We start from the raw sequence: 17,434 nt of genomic DNA on the forward strand, positions 1-17,434 counted from the left end.
CTCCCATCGGGGAAGAAATTCCAATGGAATCAGATTTCCGTCGTCGCTATCGCAACGGACGGCCCGATGCGCGAAGATCCTCGATGACGAGGCAATGGCTGATGGTTCGGCCATCATCGGCAAGCGGCATCAAGGCCCATTCATAGAGCCGCGTGCGTCCATCGACCCACAGGATATCGTCGACGCCGAAGACCGGTTTGCGCTTGCGCAACATCGTGTCGTACTGCGTCAGGAACTCGGCGACCGTCTCCTGATTCCAGCCGAGCTCATGCAGCCATTTCCAGGTGAAGTCGACGCCCCGCAGCCGCACAATCTCGGTGCCGACGAGGCGATAGCGGATGCGCAGCGGTTCCTGATGAATCTCGGCGATCGACATGAAGGGGAGACAGGAAACGATCGCGGTCGGATCGATATCGCCCTTGGAAGGGAAGTCGCGGCCCTGCCGCAGCGCGTCCCAATGGCGATAGAGCCGGTCGATATCGATCGACTGAAGCTGATCCAGTTCGAGGAACTGATACATCACGCATTTCCGAAGCCGGTCGGCGGGCCACCATCCGGGAGGGCGGCATCTTAGGGGCGTGTCACCGAACAGTCATGCCTGGCCTCGACGGCGGGGCCTCATCCGTTTTGCCAGATTGACGAACCGGGATCCGGTCTCGCGCGCCGCGCCGGGGTCGCGGCCTAGCGGCCAGCAAGCCCTTCATAATATTATGTTTCTGTGCCCGCGATCGGTATCGGTCGCGACGATCACGGTGCCTTGCGGACCGGGGGCTGTTCGATCGTCCGGACATGCTCCGGGCGGATTCCCATCCCGACCAGCCGGGCCGGAATGCGCTGCAACAAGGGCAGGCGCCCGATGAGCCGCAACTGCCAGGGCGGGACGATCTCCGTATCCTTGGCCAAGACGGGGCCGATGACGCGGTTCTGGATCGTGACCTGCAGCCATTGGATGACGCGGGTCGGCAGCAGGCGGCGGCGTTGCACGGCCTCGAGCTGGCCGTCCGTCGGCGTTCCCTGGCGCAAGGGTGCCGCCAGGATGTTCGCCGCGGCGGCGGAATCCTGGATCGCGAGATTGATGCCGACGCCGCCGATCGGCGACATGGCATGGGCGGCATCGCCGATGAAAAGCAGCCCCGGGCGATACCACCGGGTCAGCCGATCGACGGTCACGGTCAACAGTTTGATATCGTCCCAGCTCTTGAGTTCGCCGACGCGATCGCTCATATAGGGCGCGCTTCGCGCAATCGCCTCATGCACCGCCCCCAAGCCCTGCTGTTTGATCGCCTCGAAGCCGTCCTTGCGGATGACGAGCGCGCATTGCCAATAGCTGTCGCGATTGAGCATCACCAGGATCCGGCCCCCATTGATCCGGCCCAACGGTTCGTCACCATCGGTCGGCCGGCGCGACAGGCGCATCCACAACACGTCGATCGGCGAGCCGAGACGTTCGACCGGAAGGCCCGCCAGATCGCGCAATCGGGAATGCCGCCCATCGGCGCCCACGACGAGATCGGCCGGCAGCGTGAGCTCGCCCTGCCCTTTGCGGGCGCGAACGCCGGTCACGCGACCGCCTTCTTCGATGAGACACGTAGCCTCGGTCTCCATCAGCAGCCGGAAGTTCGGGTAGCGCCGCGCTTTCTCGGCGAGGAAGTTCAGAAAATCCCATTGCGGCATCAGCGCAACGAAGCGGCAATGGGTCGGCAGATGGGTGAAATCGGCGACCCGGATGGTCGAGCTGCCGATCACCGCATTGAGGCGACGGACCTCCTCATGCGGCCGCGTCAGGAACTCCGGCAGCAGGCCCAACTCGTAAACCAGCTCCAGGGTCGAGGGGTGGATGGTGTCGCCGCGGAAGTCGCGGAAGAAGTCGGCATGTTTCTCGAGCACCGTGACTTCGACGCCGGCGCGCGCCAGCATGAGGCCCAGCATCATGCCGGCGGGACCGCCACCGACGATGCAGCAGCCGGTCTTGATCGATACGATGTCGTCAGCCACGGCCTGCGTCCCTCCCCTTGGCGTCAGCCTTTCTCGCCGAACGCCTTCTCATAGGACTCGGGCTTGAAACCCACCAACAGCTTGCCGCCCACATCCAGCACCGGACGCTTGATCATCGAGGGCTGCGCCAGCATCAGGGTCACCGCTTTCTTCTCGGTGAGACCGTCCTTGTCCTTCTCGGGCAACCCCCGGAAGGTGGTGCCGGCACGGTTGAGAAGGAGTTCCCACCCGACCTCGCGCGCCCAGCCTTCGAGGCGGCCGCGGTCGATCCCGGCCACCTTGTAATCGTGAAATTCATAGGCAACGCCATGGCCTTCGAGCCAGGTGCGCGCCTTCTTCATGGTGTCGCAGTTCTTGATGCCGTAGATCGTGACGGTCCTGGCCTTCGCCATGTCGCTGAGATCCCCTGCCTTGTACCGGCCGATAACGCCCGATCGGCCGGCCCCGATAGTCTCACAAAACCACGGTCTTGAGAAACCCGCACCGTTGGCATCGGTGAAACTCTCGATGGATTCCGGCGACGGATGCAACGGACACCAACACTAAGGTGTTTACCTTAGTATTTGGATGCGCTATGAGCATAGGTACCGGCTTGCGGAGGTGCCTCGATGCTCAGTACCGCCGAACCCATCGACAGCGTTTTTCGTGCCTTGGCGGATCCGACGCGCCGCCATGTGCTCGAACGGCTGAACCGCGGCCCCGGCTCCGTCAGCGAGCTGGCCCAGCCATTCGACATGGCCCTGCCCTCTTTCGTCGAGCATCTCAAGGTGCTCGAGGAAAGCGGACTGGTCCGCTCGCGCAAGAACGGCCGGGTCCGGACCTACCAGCTCGTGCCCAAGCGCCTGAAGCTCGCCGAAGATTGGCTGATCCGGCAGCGCCGGCTCTGGGTGCGTCGCCTGGACCAGCTCGATGCCTATCTCTTGACCCTGAAGGAGAAGGAAAGATGACGTCACCGCGGTTGTGGCATCCCGACCCCCAGCTCGATCTCGTCCTGGAACGCGTCATCGACGTGCCGCCACGGCTGGTCTGGGCCGCCTGGACGAAACCGGAGCATGTCGTCAAATGGTTCTGCCCGGCGCCCTGGTCGGTCTCGGATTGCGAGATCGACTTACGTCCGGGCGGTCTGTTCCGGACCACGATGCGTTCGCCGGAAGGGAAGGAATTCCCCAATCTGGGCTGCTATCTCGAGGTGGTCCCAGAGCAGCGGCTGGTCTGGACGGACGCGTTGCTGCCCGGTTACCGTCCCTCGACGAACCCCTTCTTCACGGCGATCATCACGATGGAGCCGCGCGGTCAGGGCACCCGCTATATCGCCACGGCCATCCATCGGGACGAAGCCGGGAAAAAGCAGCATGAGGAAATGGGCTTCTTCGAAGGTTGGGGCACGGCACTCGATCAGCTCGTCGCCCATGCCAAGACGATGATGTGAACGAGCCGATCACGTCGCGCAGAAGGAACCAGACCCATGACGCTGGCGCTCCATCTTCATCCGCTGTCGTCTTATTGCCACAAGGTGTTGATCGCGTTCTACGAGAACGGCGCCGCGTTCGAGCTGCGGCTCGTCAATCTGGGCGACCCTGCCGACAGGAAGCGCTATCTGGATCTTTGGCCCCTCGGCAAGATTCCGGTCCTGCGCGACGAAGCCCGCGACGTAACGCTGCCCGAGAGCAGCAGCATCATCGAATATCTGGATCGTCATTATCCAGGCGCCCGGCCCCTCATCCCCGCCGACCCAGAGGCGGCCCTCGAGGCGCGCCTGTGGGACCGCATCTGCGATTTCTACATCATGACCCCGATGCAGAAGATCGTCGGCGATCGGATTCGACCGGCCGGCGCCCGGGACCCTCATGGCGTGACCGAAGCCGAAACCATGCTCAGGACCGCCTATGGGGTGTTCGAGCAAAGCCTGGCCGACCGGATCTGGGCGGGTGGCGACAGCTTCAGCATCGCCGATTGCGCGGCAGCACCATCGCTGTTCTTCGCGGATACGCTGGTCCCCTTCTCGGGAACGCACAGGAACCTATCGGCCTATTTCGAACGGCTGGTGAGCCGGCCGTCCTTCGCGCGGGTGCTCGGGGAAGCCAAGCCCTGGCTTCAGTACTATCCCTTTCAGGATCGAATCCCGGCGCGATTCCGCTAAACTCCGGCCGGCCGCATTTCATCGTCCCTGGCCTGTCGGAGGTGTCGCATCGAAATCTTCCGCTCGGTCGGTGAACTCGCCGCGGGGTTGCGCGACGATGCCGGCCGCATCAGCCTCACCGGCCCGCGCGCCGCCGTTGCGCTCCAGGCGGTCCTGTCGGTGGCCCTGGCCGTCTATGTCTCGCACAGGCTCGCGCTCAATGACGGCTGGTGGGCCGCCATCAGCGCCTTCGCCGTCATGCAGACCGGCTTCGCCGCGTCGTTCTATCGCGGCCTGTTGCGCGTGGCGGGCACCGCTCTTGGCGCCCTGCTGGGATTGGCATTGGGCCAGATCGTCGGCGGTCACCCGGTCCTTTTCATCATCCTGATGAGCGCTGCCAGCTGGGCGGGGCTCTATGGCACGCTCTGCTACCGGCACAGCTATGCCTGGGTGCTGAGCGTCGTCACCTTCGTCATGGTGATGGGCGAGGCCCTCATCGAGCCGAGCGGCTTGGAGACCTTTGCCTGGGATCGCTTCTGCAATGTCGCGATCGGCACGCTCGCCTGCGTCCTGGTCGCGGGCCTCGCCGATCCCTGGCTTCGCGGCTCGCTGCGGCGCTGGGTGACCCGCTCATCGGAACCGCCGCCGCCCTACAGCTGGAGCCTGCCGCCTGCCCCCAACGTCGACCGGCGCGAAGCTGCCTGGCATGCGCTGACGGGCGCGCTTGCGGTTGCCGTCCTGTCGCTGGCGAGCGATCTGCTGGCGCTCAAATCCTTCTCTCAGGCGATGGTCACCACCATCGCCCTGCTGGTGGTGCCGATGACGCCCGGCGCGAACGACGCCGCGTTCCTGGTGCTGCGGCGCATGACGCACCGCTTCGCCGGCTGCCTGATCGCAGGCCTCATCGCCGGCGCCCTGCTGCCGTTGATCGGGGCGCGTCCCTTGCTCTGCCAGCTGGCGCTGGCGGCGGGCGTCTGGGCGGGTGCCTATCTGCAGGGCGGGCCCATCGGCGTCCGTTATATGGGCACGCAATTCTCGGTCGCCTTCATCATGGTCTTCGTCCAGGACCAGGGCTGGACGGTGGAGGTGGGGCCCGCCATCGAGCGGCTCGCCGGCGTGTTCGCCGGGATCTGCGTCCTGGGGCTGATCCTCTCCGGCATGGTGCGAGTCCGCAGCGCGGTGCACTGATCGAAGGTGGCGCTGGTTCAGGGCCGCGACGGAATCACCAGGCCGCGTTGCACGGCAGGCCGCGCGAGGCCGCGCTCGAGCCAGGCAGGAACCCGCGTCAGGCGATCGAACTCGACCAGGTCGCGCGCGCCATAAAAGCCGACCAGATTGCGCACCCAGCCCAACAGGGACATATCCGCGATCGTGTAGGCATCGCCCATGATCCAGGCACGGCCGTCGAGGCGCGTCTCCAGCACGCCCAGCAGACGTTTCGATTCATCGCGATAGCGTTCCAGCGGTCTCTTGTCCTCGATCTCGCGGCCGGCGAATTTATAGAAATAGCCGACCTGGCCGAACATCGGGCCGACCGATGCCATCTGGAAGAACACCCATTGGATGGTTTCGTAGCGCCCGATCGCATCGCTTGGGAGAAACTTGCCGGTCTTCTCCGCCAGATAGAGCAGGATCGCACCCGATTCGAACAGACCGATCGCCCGACCGCCCGGTCCGTTCGGATCGATGAGGGCCGGAATCTTGCCGTTCGGATTGAGCGACAGGAACTCCGGGGTCCAGCTTTCATTGTTGCCGATATCGATCGCGTGCGGCTCGTAGGAGAGCCCCATCTCCTCGAGCGCGATCGAGATCTTCACCCCGTTGGGCGTCGGCAGCGAATAAAGCTGGATGCGATCGGGATGACGTGCCGGCCAGCGCTTGGTGATCGGAAAAGCAGAAAGATCGGACATGCGAGACTCCAACAAACCGGCCGCCAGGGGAAAGATGTCTGCCGGCTTCTTCATGAGCGACACAACCTGCTTGGCCGCTCCAGAAGAGTCAATTTCCCAAGCCTCATGGACCCTCGTCACCTCCGCCTCAGCCCGACAACAGGACAAAAGACATCGTTGATATCAGGGTCAATCGCGGTGTCGGCAACTTCAGGCAAATAACGCGCCTTGCCGACTTGAAGCCCGGCAAGGATGCGCCTAGTTCAGATTACGGCGATCCCCGCAAGCGGGATGCCTCTCCATGAAAAACACCCGAACCGGTGCATTGCGATGAGCGAGTCTCAATCCAAGACATTTTTCATTACCGGCGTCAGTTCCGGCTTTGGGCGCGCCCTCTCGGATGCCGCGCTTGCCGCCGGCCATCGCGTCGTGGGGACGCTGCGAAAGGAGGAAGAACGCGCGGCCTTCCAGGCCCAGAAGCCCGGGCGGGCGCATGGCGTCCTTCTCGATGTGACCGATATCGCGCGGATCGCGCCCACCGTTGCGAAGATCGAGGCCGAGATCGGCCCTATCGATATCCTCATCAACAACGCCGGCTATGGCCATGAGGGCGTGTTCGAGGAATCCACCATCGATGAGCTGCGCCGCCAGCTCGAGGTCAATTTCTTCGGCGCGGCGGCGGTGATCCAGGCCGTCCTGCCCTATATGCGCAAGCGACGCGCGGGCCGCATCATCAACATCACCTCGATGGGCGGGATCGTCACCTTTCCCGGCGTCAGCTATTACCATGCCAGCAAGTTCGCGCTCGAAGGCCTGTCGGAATCGCTGAGCAAGGAAGTGAAAGGCCTCGGCATCCATGTCACCGCGGTCGAGCCGGGTTCGTTCCGGACCGATTGGGCGGGCCGATCGATGGTGCGCGCCGAGCGCAGCATCCCGGATTATGACGCGGTCATGAACCCGCTGCGCGAACGTCGCCAAGCGGCAAGCGGACGCCAGCAGGGCGATCCGACCAAGGCCGCGGCGGCGATCCTGACGATCTTGGAAGCGAAAGATCCGCCGGCCCACCTCCTCCTCGGGTCGGACGCGGTGCGGTTCGCCCGGGAGAAGATGCAGGCCCTGCAGGCCGAATTCGACCGCTGGAAATCCCTGTCCCTGTCCACCGACTATCCGGCCTGACTCGCCGGTCCCCCTTTCTCCGTTCTTCTGGAGCCAATCCCATGAGCAAGCCCGATGCCCACGCCTCCGGCGAATTTTCCCTCGGTGATAAGAAAATTGCGCGTCTCGGTTATGGCGCGATGCGCATCACGGGTCCTGGAATCTGGGGCGAGCCCAAGGACCGCAAGGAGGCCTTGCGCACCCTGCAGCGCCTGCCCGCGCTCGGCGTGAACTTCATCGATACGGCCGACAGCTATGGCCCCAATGTCAGCGAAGAGCTGATCGCAGAGGCGCTTCATCCCTATGAGGGGATGACGATCGCCACCAAGGGTGGCTTCACGCGCAGCGGTCCCGATCTCTGGGCGGTGGTTGGCCGTCCGGAATATCTGCGGCAATGCGTCATGATGAGCCTGCGCCAGCTCAAGGTTGAGCAGATCGACCTCTGGCAGCTTCACCGCATCGACCCGAAAGTTCCTCAGGAGGAGCAGTTCGGCGTCGTCAGGGAGATGCTGCAGGAAGGGTTGATCCGCCATGCCGGCCTCAGCCAGGTCAGCGTTGACGAGATCAAGGCGGCGCAGAAGGTCTTCAAGGTCGCTACCGTGCAGAACCGTTACAATCTCGTGGATCGCGCCGACGAGAAGGTGCTGGCCTATTGCGAGACCCAGGGGATCGGATTCATTCCCTGGTACCCGCTGGCGGCTGGAGATCTCCTCAAGCCGGGCGGACCGCTCGATGCGATCAGCAGGGCGCATCGCGCAACGCCGGGCCAGATCGCGCTGGCTTGGATGCTCAAGCGCAGCCCGGTCATGCTGCCGATTCCCGGCACGAGCCAGGTCCGCCACCTCGAAGAGAATGTCGCGGCCGCGCAGATTCAGCTCTCCCCCGAGGAATTCAAAACCCTCGACGCCTTGGGCCGGTAAACCCGCACGAAAGCCCGCCCAGCGCGCTGCCCTTGGGCGATTCTATCTGCCGAAACGATCCGGATCTTGCTGTATCGTTCCCGGAGACGTCGATCATTACCCTCCGGAGTGCCGCCCATGATCCTCATCGGCCAGTACGATTCTCCCTTCGTGCGCCGCGTCGGCATCGCGCTGACGCTCTATGGCCTGCCGTTCGAGCACCGGCCCTGGTCGGCCTTCGGCGATGCGGACAAGATCCGGGTCTATAATCCGCTCGTCCGGGTGCCGACGCTGGTGCTCGATGACGGCGAGGTGCTGATCGAGAGCCACAGCATGCTGGATTATCTCGACAGCCTCGTGCCGGCGGATCGCGCGATGTTTCCGACCGCCCAGCCGGAACGCCGCCAGGCGCTCAAGGTCGCTGGCCTCGCGACGGGCCTCGCGGACAAGGGCGTCAGCCTCCTCTACGAGAAGCGGCTTCACAAGGAAGCGTCGGATGTCTGGGTCGGCCGCTGCCGCTCGCAGATGCTGGCGACCCTGGTCGCGCTCGAAGCCGATCGCGCCGAAAGCAGCGGCGCGTACTGGTTCGGCGATCGCGTCGGTCATGCCGATATCGCCGTCGCCGCCGCGCTGCGCTTCGTCGCCGAGGCTCATCCCGGGATGATCGCGATGGCGGAGTTCCCGGCGCTCTCGGCCCATGCCGCGCAGCTCGAGGCGCTGCCGGTGTTCCAGAAGATCGCGCAGCCCTTCATCCCGCCGGCCTGACGCCAGTTTGGGCGGCCCGTTCCGGCGGATGAGGTTCGGGCGGCGCGTGCGGGATTGATGCTCTAGCCGCGCAGCGACCACCGCCCGAGCGGAATATGCTGGGTGCGGCCCAGCAGGCTGTGCACAAGGACGAACTCGCGCACCGTCCAGCTCACTTGTTCGACGGTTTGCTCACCGACGAGATGGTCGTCATAGAGCAGCGTTACATGCGGCGTGAATTGCGGCTGAACCCAGCGCCCGAGACCGGCCTTCTTCATGGCCATGCCGATCGCCTGCTGAAAGGCCATCAACGGAGCGAGACCCTTGCTGCCGCGCAGCACGAAGGGCCGGTTACGCGCGCTTGTGCGAAAGCTCGCCACATAGTCGAACGCAGCGTCGAAAGTGGATTCGGAAATGGCAGCCCCGGCTTCCTGGGCTGCCGCAACAAGGGTTGGCGGCAGCCCCTCATGGTCGCCGAGATGATGCAACGTGACGTGGAAGCGATCCAAAGCGAGCGGCGCGCCCTTCAATTCATGCTCGTCGCGCAGATGCTTCGCAAGATGCGCGATCTGGGTAGCAGCAGCCGAGTCCGGATAGATCGCAAAAAACAGCCGATCCGTCGGCTGTGGCGTGCGATCTCCGTCGAATAAGTCAGATTGCCTGGACATCAGCGGAATTCTTCATCAGTCAAAGATCTGGAGTTCTATCTCAACGCAAGATGCCCGTCAGCCCGCGATCAGCGGCTCCGTCCCCTCCGCGAGGCGGCGGGCCAGGTCGGGCGCCAGGAGTTTCGCCAGCTTCGCATGGGCCTTGCGCCAGACGGGGATGGCTGCCTCGAGGCGGCGCGCGCCGGTCTCGGTCAGCCAGACGGCGCGGCGCCGAAGATCGGATTCCACGACCGCGATCTCGACCAGCCCCTCGGCCTCGAGCGTGCGCAAATTGCGCGACAGGGTCGATTGCTCCAAGCCGGTGCGCTCCGCCAGGGCGCCCAGCCGGTCATCGTCGGCCGCAGCGATCTGAGCCATCAGCCCGACCTGCGTCACGGTCAGGCTCTCGCCAGCCATCTCACGATCCAGGAACTGGGTAATACGCCGCGCCGCCAGCCGGCTGTTCCAGCCGGCGCAAGATTGCACAAGGGCCCGGGCGTCCGTGCGGAGGGTCTTCTGCGGTTGCTTTCGGGTGCTCATTATTATATGTATATACATTGAATTTAACCACATGGAAATGGAGTTCATCCATGGCTGCGGCGAAAAAGGCGACGCTGGCCGTGAAGCGGATCTACGAGCCGCCGGCCGATGGCGACGGCGCGCGCATCCTGGTCGACCGGCTCTGGCCGCGGGGTATTGCCAAGGAGAAGGCGCATATCGATCTCTGGCTCAAGGACGTCGCGCCCAGCAATGCCCTGCGCCAGCGCTTCCATGGCAAGCCGGAAGATTGGGACGCATTTCGTGATGCCTATTTCACCGAGTTGAAGGAGCCGGCGGCGCAGGCGGCCGCGACGACGCTGCTCGACCGCCTGCGCCAGGGGCCCGTCACCCTGCTCTACGCGGCCCACGACGAGGCGCATAACAACGCCTTCGCGTTGAAGCTTTGGCTGGAGCGGCACCGGAAGACGCGCCGGCCGCCATGAGCGACCTGCCGCGGGACATTCTCCACTGCATCGGCAGTACCCGGCTGCTGGCCTTGCGCCAAGTCCGGCCCCGGAATGGCGCCCGCATCCTGCTGAAGCTCGAGAGCGAGAACCCGACCGGCAGCATGAAGGACCGGATCGCGCTGGCCATGATCGAAACGGCCGAGGCCGATGGCCGGCTTGGCCGCGGCGGCAGCGTGGTCGAATATACCGGCGGCAGCACCGGCGTCTCGCTGGCGCTGGTCTGCGCGGTCAAGGGCTATCCCCTGCATGTCGTGACCTCGGACGCCTTCGCCCGCGAGAAGCTCGACCATATGAGGATCCTGGGCGCGCGGCTTCGGATCGTTCCGAGCGACAGCGGACGCATGACGGAGAAGCTCACGCGGGACATGATCGAGGCGGCCCGCGTCATCGCCGCGGAAACCGGCGGCTTCTGGACCGACCAGTTGAACAATCGCGACCAACTCGCCGCCTATCATCGGATGGCCGACGAGATCTGGACCCAGACCGGGGGGCGGATCGACGGCTTCGTCCAGAGCGTGGGGACCGCGGCTTCCCTGCGCGGCACGGGCGAAGCTCTGCGCCTCCGCAATGACTGGATCCGCGTCGTTGCCGTGGAGCCTGCCGAATCGCCCGTGCTGTCGGGCGGCCCGAGCGGCGCCCACAAGATCGACGGGATCGGCGCCGGCTTCATCGTGCCGCTCTGGCAGGCGGGCATCGCCGATCGGATCGAGCCGGTATCGACCGAAGAGGCCGGCGCCATGGCGCTGCGGCTGGCCCGCGAGGAAGGCCTGTTTGCCGGGACATCGACGGGCGCCAATGTCGTCGCGGCCTTGCGGCTGGCCGAGCAGCTCGGTCCGGACGCGACTGTCGTCAGTGTGATGTGCGACACGGGGATGAAGTATCTGAGCAAGCGATAGCGGCGAGAAACGGCCTTCGTCGGAGAAGAAGCGCTTGTCAGTCCGAAAGATCGGACTGCATTGTAAGCACCTGACCGGTCGGCTGTAGTCCTGCCCTGCGCGCGCTCAGCCACTCCAGCAATTCGAGGGCCGCATGGCGCTGCGTGACTTCAAAGTTCTGACCTTCGACGTCGTCGGCACGCTGATCGATTTCGAGCGCGGGATCGTCGATTATGTGCGCGAGGTGTCGGGTGCCGATCCATCCCGGCTCGCCGACGATGCGATCCTCGAATCCTATCGGCGCTCGCGAAATTTCGCGGGCCGCGATCACTATCCCGACGATCTCGTCCGCGGCTATGCGGCGATGGCGCAGGAGCTGGGTCTGCCGACGGGCCCGAGGCTGGGCGAGGGCTTGCGCGATTCGGTCCGGCGCTGGCCCGCGTTCCCGGACTCGGTCGCGGCGCTCAAGCGGCTGCGCCGGCGCTACAGGCTCGTCGCCATGACCAACGCGCAGCGCTGGGCACTGGCCCATATGGAGAAAACCCTGGAGGGGCCGTTCCATGACACGGTCACCGTCGACGACGCCCGCGCCGAGAAACCCGATCCGCAGTTCTTCGCCTTCGCGCGTGGCCGGTTGAGCGCCGCGGGCTACAGGCTCGAGGACAATCTCCATGTCGCCCAGAGTCAGTATCACGATATCGGCGTTGCGCGGCGGCTGGGCTACACCGTGTGCTGGATCGAACGCCGCCGCGGCCTGAAGGGGTTCGGCGGCACCCAGGAAGTGCCGGAGCTGACCAAGCCCGATTACCACTTCGCCACTCTGGCGGCACTGGCCGACGCGGTCGAAGCCGAGACGCCTTAGGCGATCACGGGAGCAACGCGATCAGGGGCCTTACCGGTTGCGTTGCACCCACCAATGGTGAGTGCCTTGGCTGTGGGCCGCGACTTCCTTTGGCTTGGCCAGGCCGAAATCCTCGATGGCCAGGCAACGATCGACCGGCTGCCCCGCCGGCGCCAGCGGGAATATCCCGCCGAAGAACGATCGTTTGCTGTTCCCCATCGTGACTTCGTCCTCGCAATAGACGGGCCGGCGCTCCTCGGCGGCCAGCCGATAGAACTCGGCCAGGTCCTCCTTGGCCTTCACGGTGCATTCCTGGATCTCATCGAGGAAGCGGCCCGTCAGGTCCCCTCGGAACAGGACCGCCTTCGTGCCGACGAGCCGGTAATAGAGGCGGAAAGGATTGCGGTGAATCTCCACGACAAAAAGACAAGGCAGCATCCGCTTCATCTCGCCGGGATCGATGTCGCTCCAGCTGGGAATATCCTTGTCGCCTCGCTTCGATCGCCAATAGGCATCGAGCTGGTGAACCACCCCGGCCCTGACCTCGACCAGAGGAATGTCAAATCTGCACAACATGAAACGCTCGCTCCAAGGAGCGCACGAAGGCTATCGAACCCTCATGCGCAGCTCGCATCGATCCAAGCGGCGAGCCCCGACTCGGGGCACCGCCTCATCTGCAGGTAGAATTTGTCCGACAGTCATCCTGCAAAGCAAGTGCGGAGATGGAAGACGAGGGCCGCTCAGGGGTTCGAGCGGCGACCACCGGATAAGCGGCCGACACGGGAAAGCAGGGGGGCGACGAGCATCGCGGCCATCAGCCCCAGCGCGCCGCCGAGGAGTGTCTGCCTGCGCTTCTCAGCGCCGGAGCGTTTCGACGCCCGTTGGCCGACCAACCAGGACCTCGGAGGCGAGCCCGATGAAAAGGCCGCTCTCGATCACGCCGACAACCGTCGCGAGCCGGGCTTCCAGCGCCGCCGGATCTGGAATCGCAGTCATCGCGCAATCGACGATCAGATTGCCGCCATCCGTGACGAAGGGCTTATCGCCCTCGAGGCGCAGCGTCGGTGAACAGCCCAGCGCCGCCAGGCGCGCGATGACGGTCTGCCAGCCGAAGGCGACGATCTCCACCGGCAGCGGGGTCGTACCGCCGAGGCGATCCACCAGCTTGGTCTCGTCGACGATGACGATCATCCGGTCGCTGGCAAAGGCCACGATCTTCTCGCGCAGCAAGGCCCCACCCCTCCCCTTGATGAGCGCGAGGCTGCCGCGCTCGACCTGGTCGGCCCCGTCGATGGTGATGTCGACGCGGGTCTGCTCGGCGAAGCTCGTCAAAGCGATGCCGAGCCGTCGCGCCAAGGCGGCCGTGGCCTCGGAAGTCGGAATGCCGGTGACCCGCAGGCCTTGCGCGACGCGTGCCGCCAGGGCCCCGACTGCGAGAGCGGCGGTGGAACCGCTGCCGAGACCGACCACCATGCCGTCCTCGATCGCCTTCACCGCTTGCAGCGCGGCGGCGCGCTTCGCGGCGTCTTGCGAAGACATCGTCATGGCGCAGCTGCGGCCGCCGCGTCGGCAAAGAACCAGAGCGACCCGACCGGTCGGAGACGGGCCGCCGGCAGGGTCTCGTCGCCGCGACGCAGCCGCGCAAAGATTTCGCGCTTCTCGCCGCCCGAGATCAGGAACGCCACCTGGCGGCTGCTCTCCAAGGCCGGATAGGTCAGCGTGATCCGCGCCTCGGGCTGGGCGCTGACCACGGCGGCGGCCCAACGATCGCGCACCGTCAGCGCCGCGGTGCCGGGAAACAGTGAGGCCAAATGCCCATCCGACCCCAACCCCAGCAGCGTCACGTCGAAGAGCGGCCGCGCCGGATCGAGACGGTCGGCCCCATAGAAGGATTTGAGCTCGCGCTCATAGGCGGAGGCTGCCGCTTCCGGGCTGGCCACTGCCGTCGGCACCGGGTGGATATTGTCGGTGGGGACCGGCGCCCGCGAGAGCAGCGCGTCGCGCACCATGCGGTAATTGCTCTTCGCATCGTCGGGCGGCACGAAACGCTCGTCGCCCCAGAACCAATGCGTCCGGGACCAGGGAAAGCTGTCGCGAAAGGACTCACCCGCCAGATGTTCATAGAGGCGCCGGGGCGTCGAGCCGCCGGAAAGGGCGATCGCGAAATCGCCCGGTTTTCCCATTGCCGCCGCGAGCAGCCAAGCCGCCGCCCGTCGAGCCAGCGCGTCGGGATCGGGGAGCACTTCCAGCCTGGTGTCTGAGATCGCCGTCATGACGAGTTCTTCTTCGGCCCTTGCCGCTCGGCGATCCGGCGCAGGATGCTGCCGACGATCTCGGCGGGCGGACCGCCGACATCGCCCGTGATCGGATGCTCGTCGGGCACAGGCTCCTCCAATGTCGCAAACTGGCTGTCGAGCAGGGAGAGCGGCATGAAATGCTCATGGCGCGCGGCCATGCGCCGGCGGATCAGATCATAGGCCCCTTTCAGATAGACCAGCGTGACGCCGGACCGTTCGCCGATGATGATGGCGCGATAGGATCGCTTCAGGGCCGAACAGGTCAGCACACCGGACTCCCCTCGCCCGCACCAGCCATCTATCTCGTTTGCGATCCTCTGCAGCCAGGGCAGCCGGTCCGCATCGGTCAGGGGCTTGCCATGGGCCATCTTCTCGACATTCTCGGAAGGGTGGAGATCGTCGCCTTCCTGGAAGGAGCAGCCGAGGGCCGCCGCCAGCATCGCCGCCACCGTCGTCTTGCCGGATCCCGAAACGCCCATGACGACGACGATCACCGGCCTGGCGATGGCGCGGGCATCGGACATCGGAAAATCGCTGCTAGCCTCGTTCATGTCTTGGCCGGGATCAGAAGGAAGTTGCGGACCGCCTTGGCAAAACCGTCATTCTCGCTGCTGTCGGTCACGGCCTTCGCCTGCGCCTTCACCGTGTCGCTGGCATTGCCCATCGCGATCGAAAAGCCGCTGCGGCGGAACATGAGGACATCGTTCGGCATGTCCCCGATGGTGGCAATCTGCTCGGGCGGAATGTTCAGCCGCCGGGACATGGTCGTGACGACCGCGCCCTTGTTGGCCTGCGGATGCGTCACGTCGAGATAATAGGCCTGCGAGCGCGTGGCGCTGGCCCGATCGCCCAGCTCGCGCTGCATCATCGCCTCGCAAGCAGCGACCCGGGCGAAATCGTCGGAGACACCGACGACCTTGATCGCCTGCGCCAGGTCGGCCTCCGTGAAGGACGAAACCACCCTTGGCTCGAACTGAACCGCCATCCGGTCATTGGCCACATGCGGCGCTTTCGGATCGCGGACCAGCCAATCCGCTTCGGTATAGACCCAGGCATCGAGGCCCTGCTCGAGGATCAAGGCCAGCGCCCGCCGCGCGATCGCCGGATCGAGCCGGTGGCGTTCGATGACGGAGAGATCGGGATTGACCAGGAGCCCGCCATTGAAGCCCGCGATGGCCTGCTCGAGACCGAGCGGCTCGATCAGCATGCGCATGCCCTGCGGCGCCCGGCCGCTGGTGATGGCGAGGAGGATGCCGGCGTCGCGCAGCTCGCGGGCGGCCGCCTTCGTCGCCTCGGTCAGTTGCTTCTCATGCGTGACCAGCGTGCCGTCCACGTCGGAGAGAAAGAGACGGATGTTGCCGGGTGCCTTCAAGTCTGGCGCTCCGAGGGCGGCGCCACCGGCCGCCAGACACGATCGCCCTCCAGCAAGTCGTCGGCCGCCGCCGGTCCGACGCCGCCGGATTCGTAACTGGGCACATCGGACGGATCGGCGGCCCAGGCATCGAGCACCGGCTGCACCACCCGCCAGGCCTGCTCCACCATGTCGGCGCGCATGAAGAGCGTGGGATCGCCGATCATGACGTCATAGATCAGCGTCTCGTAGCCGACATTGGCCTCCTTCGGAAACCAGTCATTGTAGTGGAAGTCCATCTTCACCGCGGCGAGATCCATGACCGGCCCGCGGCGCTTGACCTCGAACTGCAGGGAGATGCCCTCGTCGGGTGCGATGCGCAGCACCAGCCAGTTGGGCGGCAGGCTGTCCACGGGCGTGCCCTGGAACGCCGCATAGGGCGCCGGCTTGAAGCGGATCGCGATCTCGGTGTTGCGGTGGGAGAGATGCTTGCCGGTCCGGATATAGAAAGGGACGCCGGCCCAACGCCAATTGTCGATGGTGAGCTCCATCGCGACATAGGTCTCGACCTTCGAATCCGGCGCCACTTCGGGTTCGTCCCGATAGGCCTTGACCGCCTTGCCGCGGACCGTCCCCGCCAGATACTGACCCCTCACCGCCCGCTCCGGCTTGACCGCCGGCATGGCCGAGAACACCTCCGCCTTCTTGCTGCGGATCGAGGTTTCGTCGAATCCCACGGGCGGTTCCATGGCGACCATCGACAAGAGCGCGAAGACATGGTTCGGCACCATGTCGCGCAGCGCGCCCGTGGCTTCATAAAATTCGCCGCGCTTCTCGACGCCGACCGTCTCGGCCGCGGTGATCTGCACATGGTCGATGCGGTCGCGATTCCAGATCGGCTCGAACAGGCCGTTGGCGAAGCGGAACGCCATGATGCTCTGGACCGTGTCCTTGCCCAGAAAATGGTCGATCCGGAAGATCTGGTTCTCCTGCAGGCTGCGCAGGATGCGGGCATTGAGCTCGCGCGCGGAATCGAGGCTGTGGCCGAACGGCTTCTCGATCACCACGCGGCGCCAGAATCGGCCCTCGCTCTGGTCGGTCAGCTTCGCCTGCCCCAGCTGTTCCACCACGGTGCCGAACAGCCGGTCGGCCGTGGCGAGATAGAAGATCGCGTTGCCGCGCGTGCCGCAGCTTTTCTCGGCCTCGGCGAGAACGCCGCGAAGCTTCTCATAGAGCTCGGGCTGAGTCAGGTCGCCCTGGACATAGAACATCCTGTCCGCGAGCCGCTTCCAGGCCGCCTCGTCGATCTGGTCGAGATGAAACTCGCGCGCGGCATTGCCGACATAGCTCTTCAACAGGCCATAGAGATGATCGCGCCAGCTTTCGGCCGTGCCCTCCGCCCGCGCCACGCCGATCAGGGCGAAGTTCTCCGGCAGCACCTGGGTCCGCGCGAGATTATAGAGGGCCGGCATCACCAGCCGGTTGGTGAGGTCGCCGGTGGCGCCGAAGATCACCATGGCACAAGGATCGGCCAGCTTCGGCAAGCGGCCTGACGATTGTCTCTCGCGGACGCGTGTCGCCGAGGAGACGCGGATCGGTTGGCTGTCGGGCATGG

General features: G+C 65.2%; 22 protein-coding genes. 10 read left to right on the forward strand and 12 right to left on the reverse strand.

Annotated features, from left to right (window positions below; all coding sequences use genetic code 11):
* Positions 1-46 precede the first annotated feature (46 nt).
* The 3 genes from ACREE8_RS19855 to ACREE8_RS19865 form a co-directional block, all read right to left on the reverse strand.
* The gene (locus tag ACREE8_RS19855; protein ID WP_431574745.1) at positions 47-520 is read right to left on the reverse strand and encodes a PAS domain-containing protein; all 474 of its coding nucleotides are present in this window, start codon (positions 518-520) and stop codon (positions 47-49) included.
* Between the two features lie 227 nt (positions 521-747).
* A complete protein-coding gene (locus tag ACREE8_RS19860; RefSeq protein WP_431574746.1) occupies positions 748-1,995 on the reverse strand; it encodes an FAD-dependent oxidoreductase in 1,248 nt (415 codons plus the stop codon).
* A 23-nt stretch (positions 1,996-2,018) separates the two neighbouring features.
* Complete coding sequence (locus ACREE8_RS19865) at positions 2,019-2,387, reverse strand: ArsC family reductase (RefSeq protein WP_431574747.1); 369 nt, start codon at positions 2,385-2,387, stop codon at positions 2,019-2,021.
* Between the two features lie 216 nt (positions 2,388-2,603).
* On the opposite strand from ACREE8_RS19865, the gene ACREE8_RS19870 reads away from it, so the two are divergent.
* From ACREE8_RS19870 to ACREE8_RS19885, 4 genes are all read left to right on the forward strand, one after another.
* Positions 2,604-2,942 carry an ArsR/SmtB family transcription factor gene (locus tag ACREE8_RS19870; RefSeq protein ID WP_431574748.1) on the forward strand — a complete coding sequence of 113 codons (339 nt, stop codon included), beginning with the start codon at positions 2,604-2,606 and terminating at the stop codon, positions 2,940-2,942.
* Positions 2,939-3,424, forward strand: a complete 486-nt coding sequence (locus tag ACREE8_RS19875; RefSeq protein WP_431574749.1) for an SRPBCC family protein — start codon at positions 2,939-2,941, stop codon at positions 3,422-3,424. Before ACREE8_RS19870 ends, ACREE8_RS19875 begins: the two co-directional genes overlap by 4 nt.
* A 36-nt stretch (positions 3,425-3,460) precedes the next feature.
* Positions 3,461-4,135 (forward strand): glutathione S-transferase family protein, encoded by a 675-nt coding sequence (locus ACREE8_RS19880; protein ID WP_431574750.1) that lies wholly within the window; start codon positions 3,461-3,463, stop codon positions 4,133-4,135.
* A gap of 87 nt (positions 4,136-4,222) precedes the next feature.
* Positions 4,223-5,302 (forward strand): FUSC family protein, encoded by a 1,080-nt coding sequence (locus tag ACREE8_RS19885; RefSeq protein ID WP_431574751.1) that lies wholly within the window; start codon positions 4,223-4,225, stop codon positions 5,300-5,302.
* Between the two features lie 17 nt (positions 5,303-5,319).
* Here the strand turns inward: ACREE8_RS19885 and ACREE8_RS19890 are convergent, their stop codons facing one another.
* The gene (locus tag ACREE8_RS19890) at positions 5,320-6,024 is read right to left on the reverse strand and encodes a glutathione S-transferase N-terminal domain-containing protein (protein ID WP_431574752.1); all 705 of its coding nucleotides are present in this window, start codon (positions 6,022-6,024) and stop codon (positions 5,320-5,322) included.
* Between the two features lie 309 nt (positions 6,025-6,333).
* Between ACREE8_RS19890 and ACREE8_RS19895 the strand changes: the two genes are divergently transcribed.
* From ACREE8_RS19895 to ACREE8_RS19905, 3 genes are all read left to right on the forward strand, one after another.
* Positions 6,334-7,179: an oxidoreductase gene (locus ACREE8_RS19895; RefSeq protein ID WP_431574753.1), complete on the forward strand. Its 846-nt coding sequence runs from the start codon at positions 6,334-6,336 to the stop codon at positions 7,177-7,179.
* Between the two features lie 41 nt (positions 7,180-7,220).
* Positions 7,221-8,078, forward strand: coding sequence for an aldo/keto reductase (locus tag ACREE8_RS19900; protein WP_431574754.1), 858 nt, complete (start codon positions 7,221-7,223; stop codon positions 8,076-8,078).
* Positions 8,079-8,195: 117 nt separating this feature from the next.
* Positions 8,196-8,822, forward strand: a complete 627-nt coding sequence (locus ACREE8_RS19905) for a glutathione S-transferase family protein (RefSeq protein WP_431574755.1) — start codon at positions 8,196-8,198, stop codon at positions 8,820-8,822.
* 62 nt (positions 8,823-8,884) lie between these two features.
* On the opposite strand, the gene ACREE8_RS19910 is transcribed toward ACREE8_RS19905, so the two are convergent.
* Together ACREE8_RS19910 and ACREE8_RS19915 are read right to left on the reverse strand one after the other, a co-directional pair.
* Positions 8,885-9,469, reverse strand: coding sequence for a 2'-5' RNA ligase family protein (locus tag ACREE8_RS19910; RefSeq protein WP_431574756.1), 585 nt, complete (start codon positions 9,467-9,469; stop codon positions 8,885-8,887).
* Between the two features lie 57 nt (positions 9,470-9,526).
* Positions 9,527-9,865, reverse strand: coding sequence for a MarR family winged helix-turn-helix transcriptional regulator (locus ACREE8_RS19915; protein WP_431574757.1), 339 nt, complete (start codon positions 9,863-9,865; stop codon positions 9,527-9,529).
* A gap of 173 nt (positions 9,866-10,038) precedes the next feature.
* Here ACREE8_RS19915 and ACREE8_RS19920 point away from each other — a divergent pair, with 173 nt between their 5' ends.
* From ACREE8_RS19920 to ACREE8_RS19930, 3 genes are all read left to right on the forward strand, one after another.
* Positions 10,039-10,431, forward strand: a complete 393-nt coding sequence (locus ACREE8_RS19920) for a DUF488 domain-containing protein (RefSeq protein ID WP_431574758.1) — start codon at positions 10,039-10,041, stop codon at positions 10,429-10,431.
* Complete coding sequence (locus ACREE8_RS19925) at positions 10,428-11,351, forward strand: PLP-dependent cysteine synthase family protein (protein WP_431574759.1); 924 nt, start codon at positions 10,428-10,430, stop codon at positions 11,349-11,351. The genes ACREE8_RS19920 and ACREE8_RS19925 overlap by 4 nt, the downstream gene beginning before the upstream one ends.
* Before the next feature lie 133 nt (positions 11,352-11,484).
* Positions 11,485-12,192: an HAD-IA family hydrolase gene (locus ACREE8_RS19930; RefSeq protein WP_431574760.1), complete on the forward strand. Its 708-nt coding sequence runs from the start codon at positions 11,485-11,487 to the stop codon at positions 12,190-12,192.
* Positions 12,193-12,222: 30 nt separating this feature from the next.
* On the opposite strand, the gene ACREE8_RS19935 is transcribed toward ACREE8_RS19930, so the two are convergent.
* From ACREE8_RS19935 to zwf, 6 genes are all read right to left on the reverse strand, one after another.
* Positions 12,223-12,747, reverse strand: coding sequence for a PAS domain-containing protein (locus ACREE8_RS19935; protein ID WP_431574761.1), 525 nt, complete (start codon positions 12,745-12,747; stop codon positions 12,223-12,225).
* A 279-nt stretch (positions 12,748-13,026) separates the two neighbouring features.
* Positions 13,027-13,716: a ribose-5-phosphate isomerase RpiA gene (gene rpiA / locus ACREE8_RS19940; RefSeq protein ID WP_431574762.1), complete on the reverse strand. Its 690-nt coding sequence runs from the start codon at positions 13,714-13,716 to the stop codon at positions 13,027-13,029.
* Positions 13,713-14,444 carry a 6-phosphogluconolactonase gene (gene pgl, locus ACREE8_RS19945; RefSeq protein WP_431574763.1) on the reverse strand — a complete coding sequence of 244 codons (732 nt, stop codon included), beginning with the start codon at positions 14,442-14,444 and terminating at the stop codon, positions 13,713-13,715. Before pgl ends, rpiA begins: the two co-directional genes overlap by 4 nt.
* Positions 14,441-14,992 (reverse strand): gluconokinase, encoded by a 552-nt coding sequence (locus ACREE8_RS19950; RefSeq protein ID WP_431574764.1) that lies wholly within the window; start codon positions 14,990-14,992, stop codon positions 14,441-14,443. The genes pgl and ACREE8_RS19950 overlap by 4 nt, the downstream gene beginning before the upstream one ends.
* 23 nt (positions 14,993-15,015) lie before the next feature.
* Positions 15,016-15,840, reverse strand: coding sequence for a Cof-type HAD-IIB family hydrolase (locus ACREE8_RS19955; protein WP_431574765.1), 825 nt, complete (start codon positions 15,838-15,840; stop codon positions 15,016-15,018).
* Entirely contained in the window at positions 15,837-17,432 is a 1,596-nt protein-coding gene (gene zwf / locus ACREE8_RS19960; RefSeq protein WP_431574766.1) for a glucose-6-phosphate dehydrogenase, read from the reverse strand. Before zwf ends, ACREE8_RS19955 begins: the two co-directional genes overlap by 4 nt.
* Positions 17,433-17,434 lie beyond the last annotated feature (2 nt).

Source organism: Hypericibacter sp. (assembly GCF_050729195.1).
Taxonomy (GTDB): domain Bacteria; phylum Pseudomonadota; class Alphaproteobacteria; order Dongiales; family Dongiaceae; genus Hypericibacter.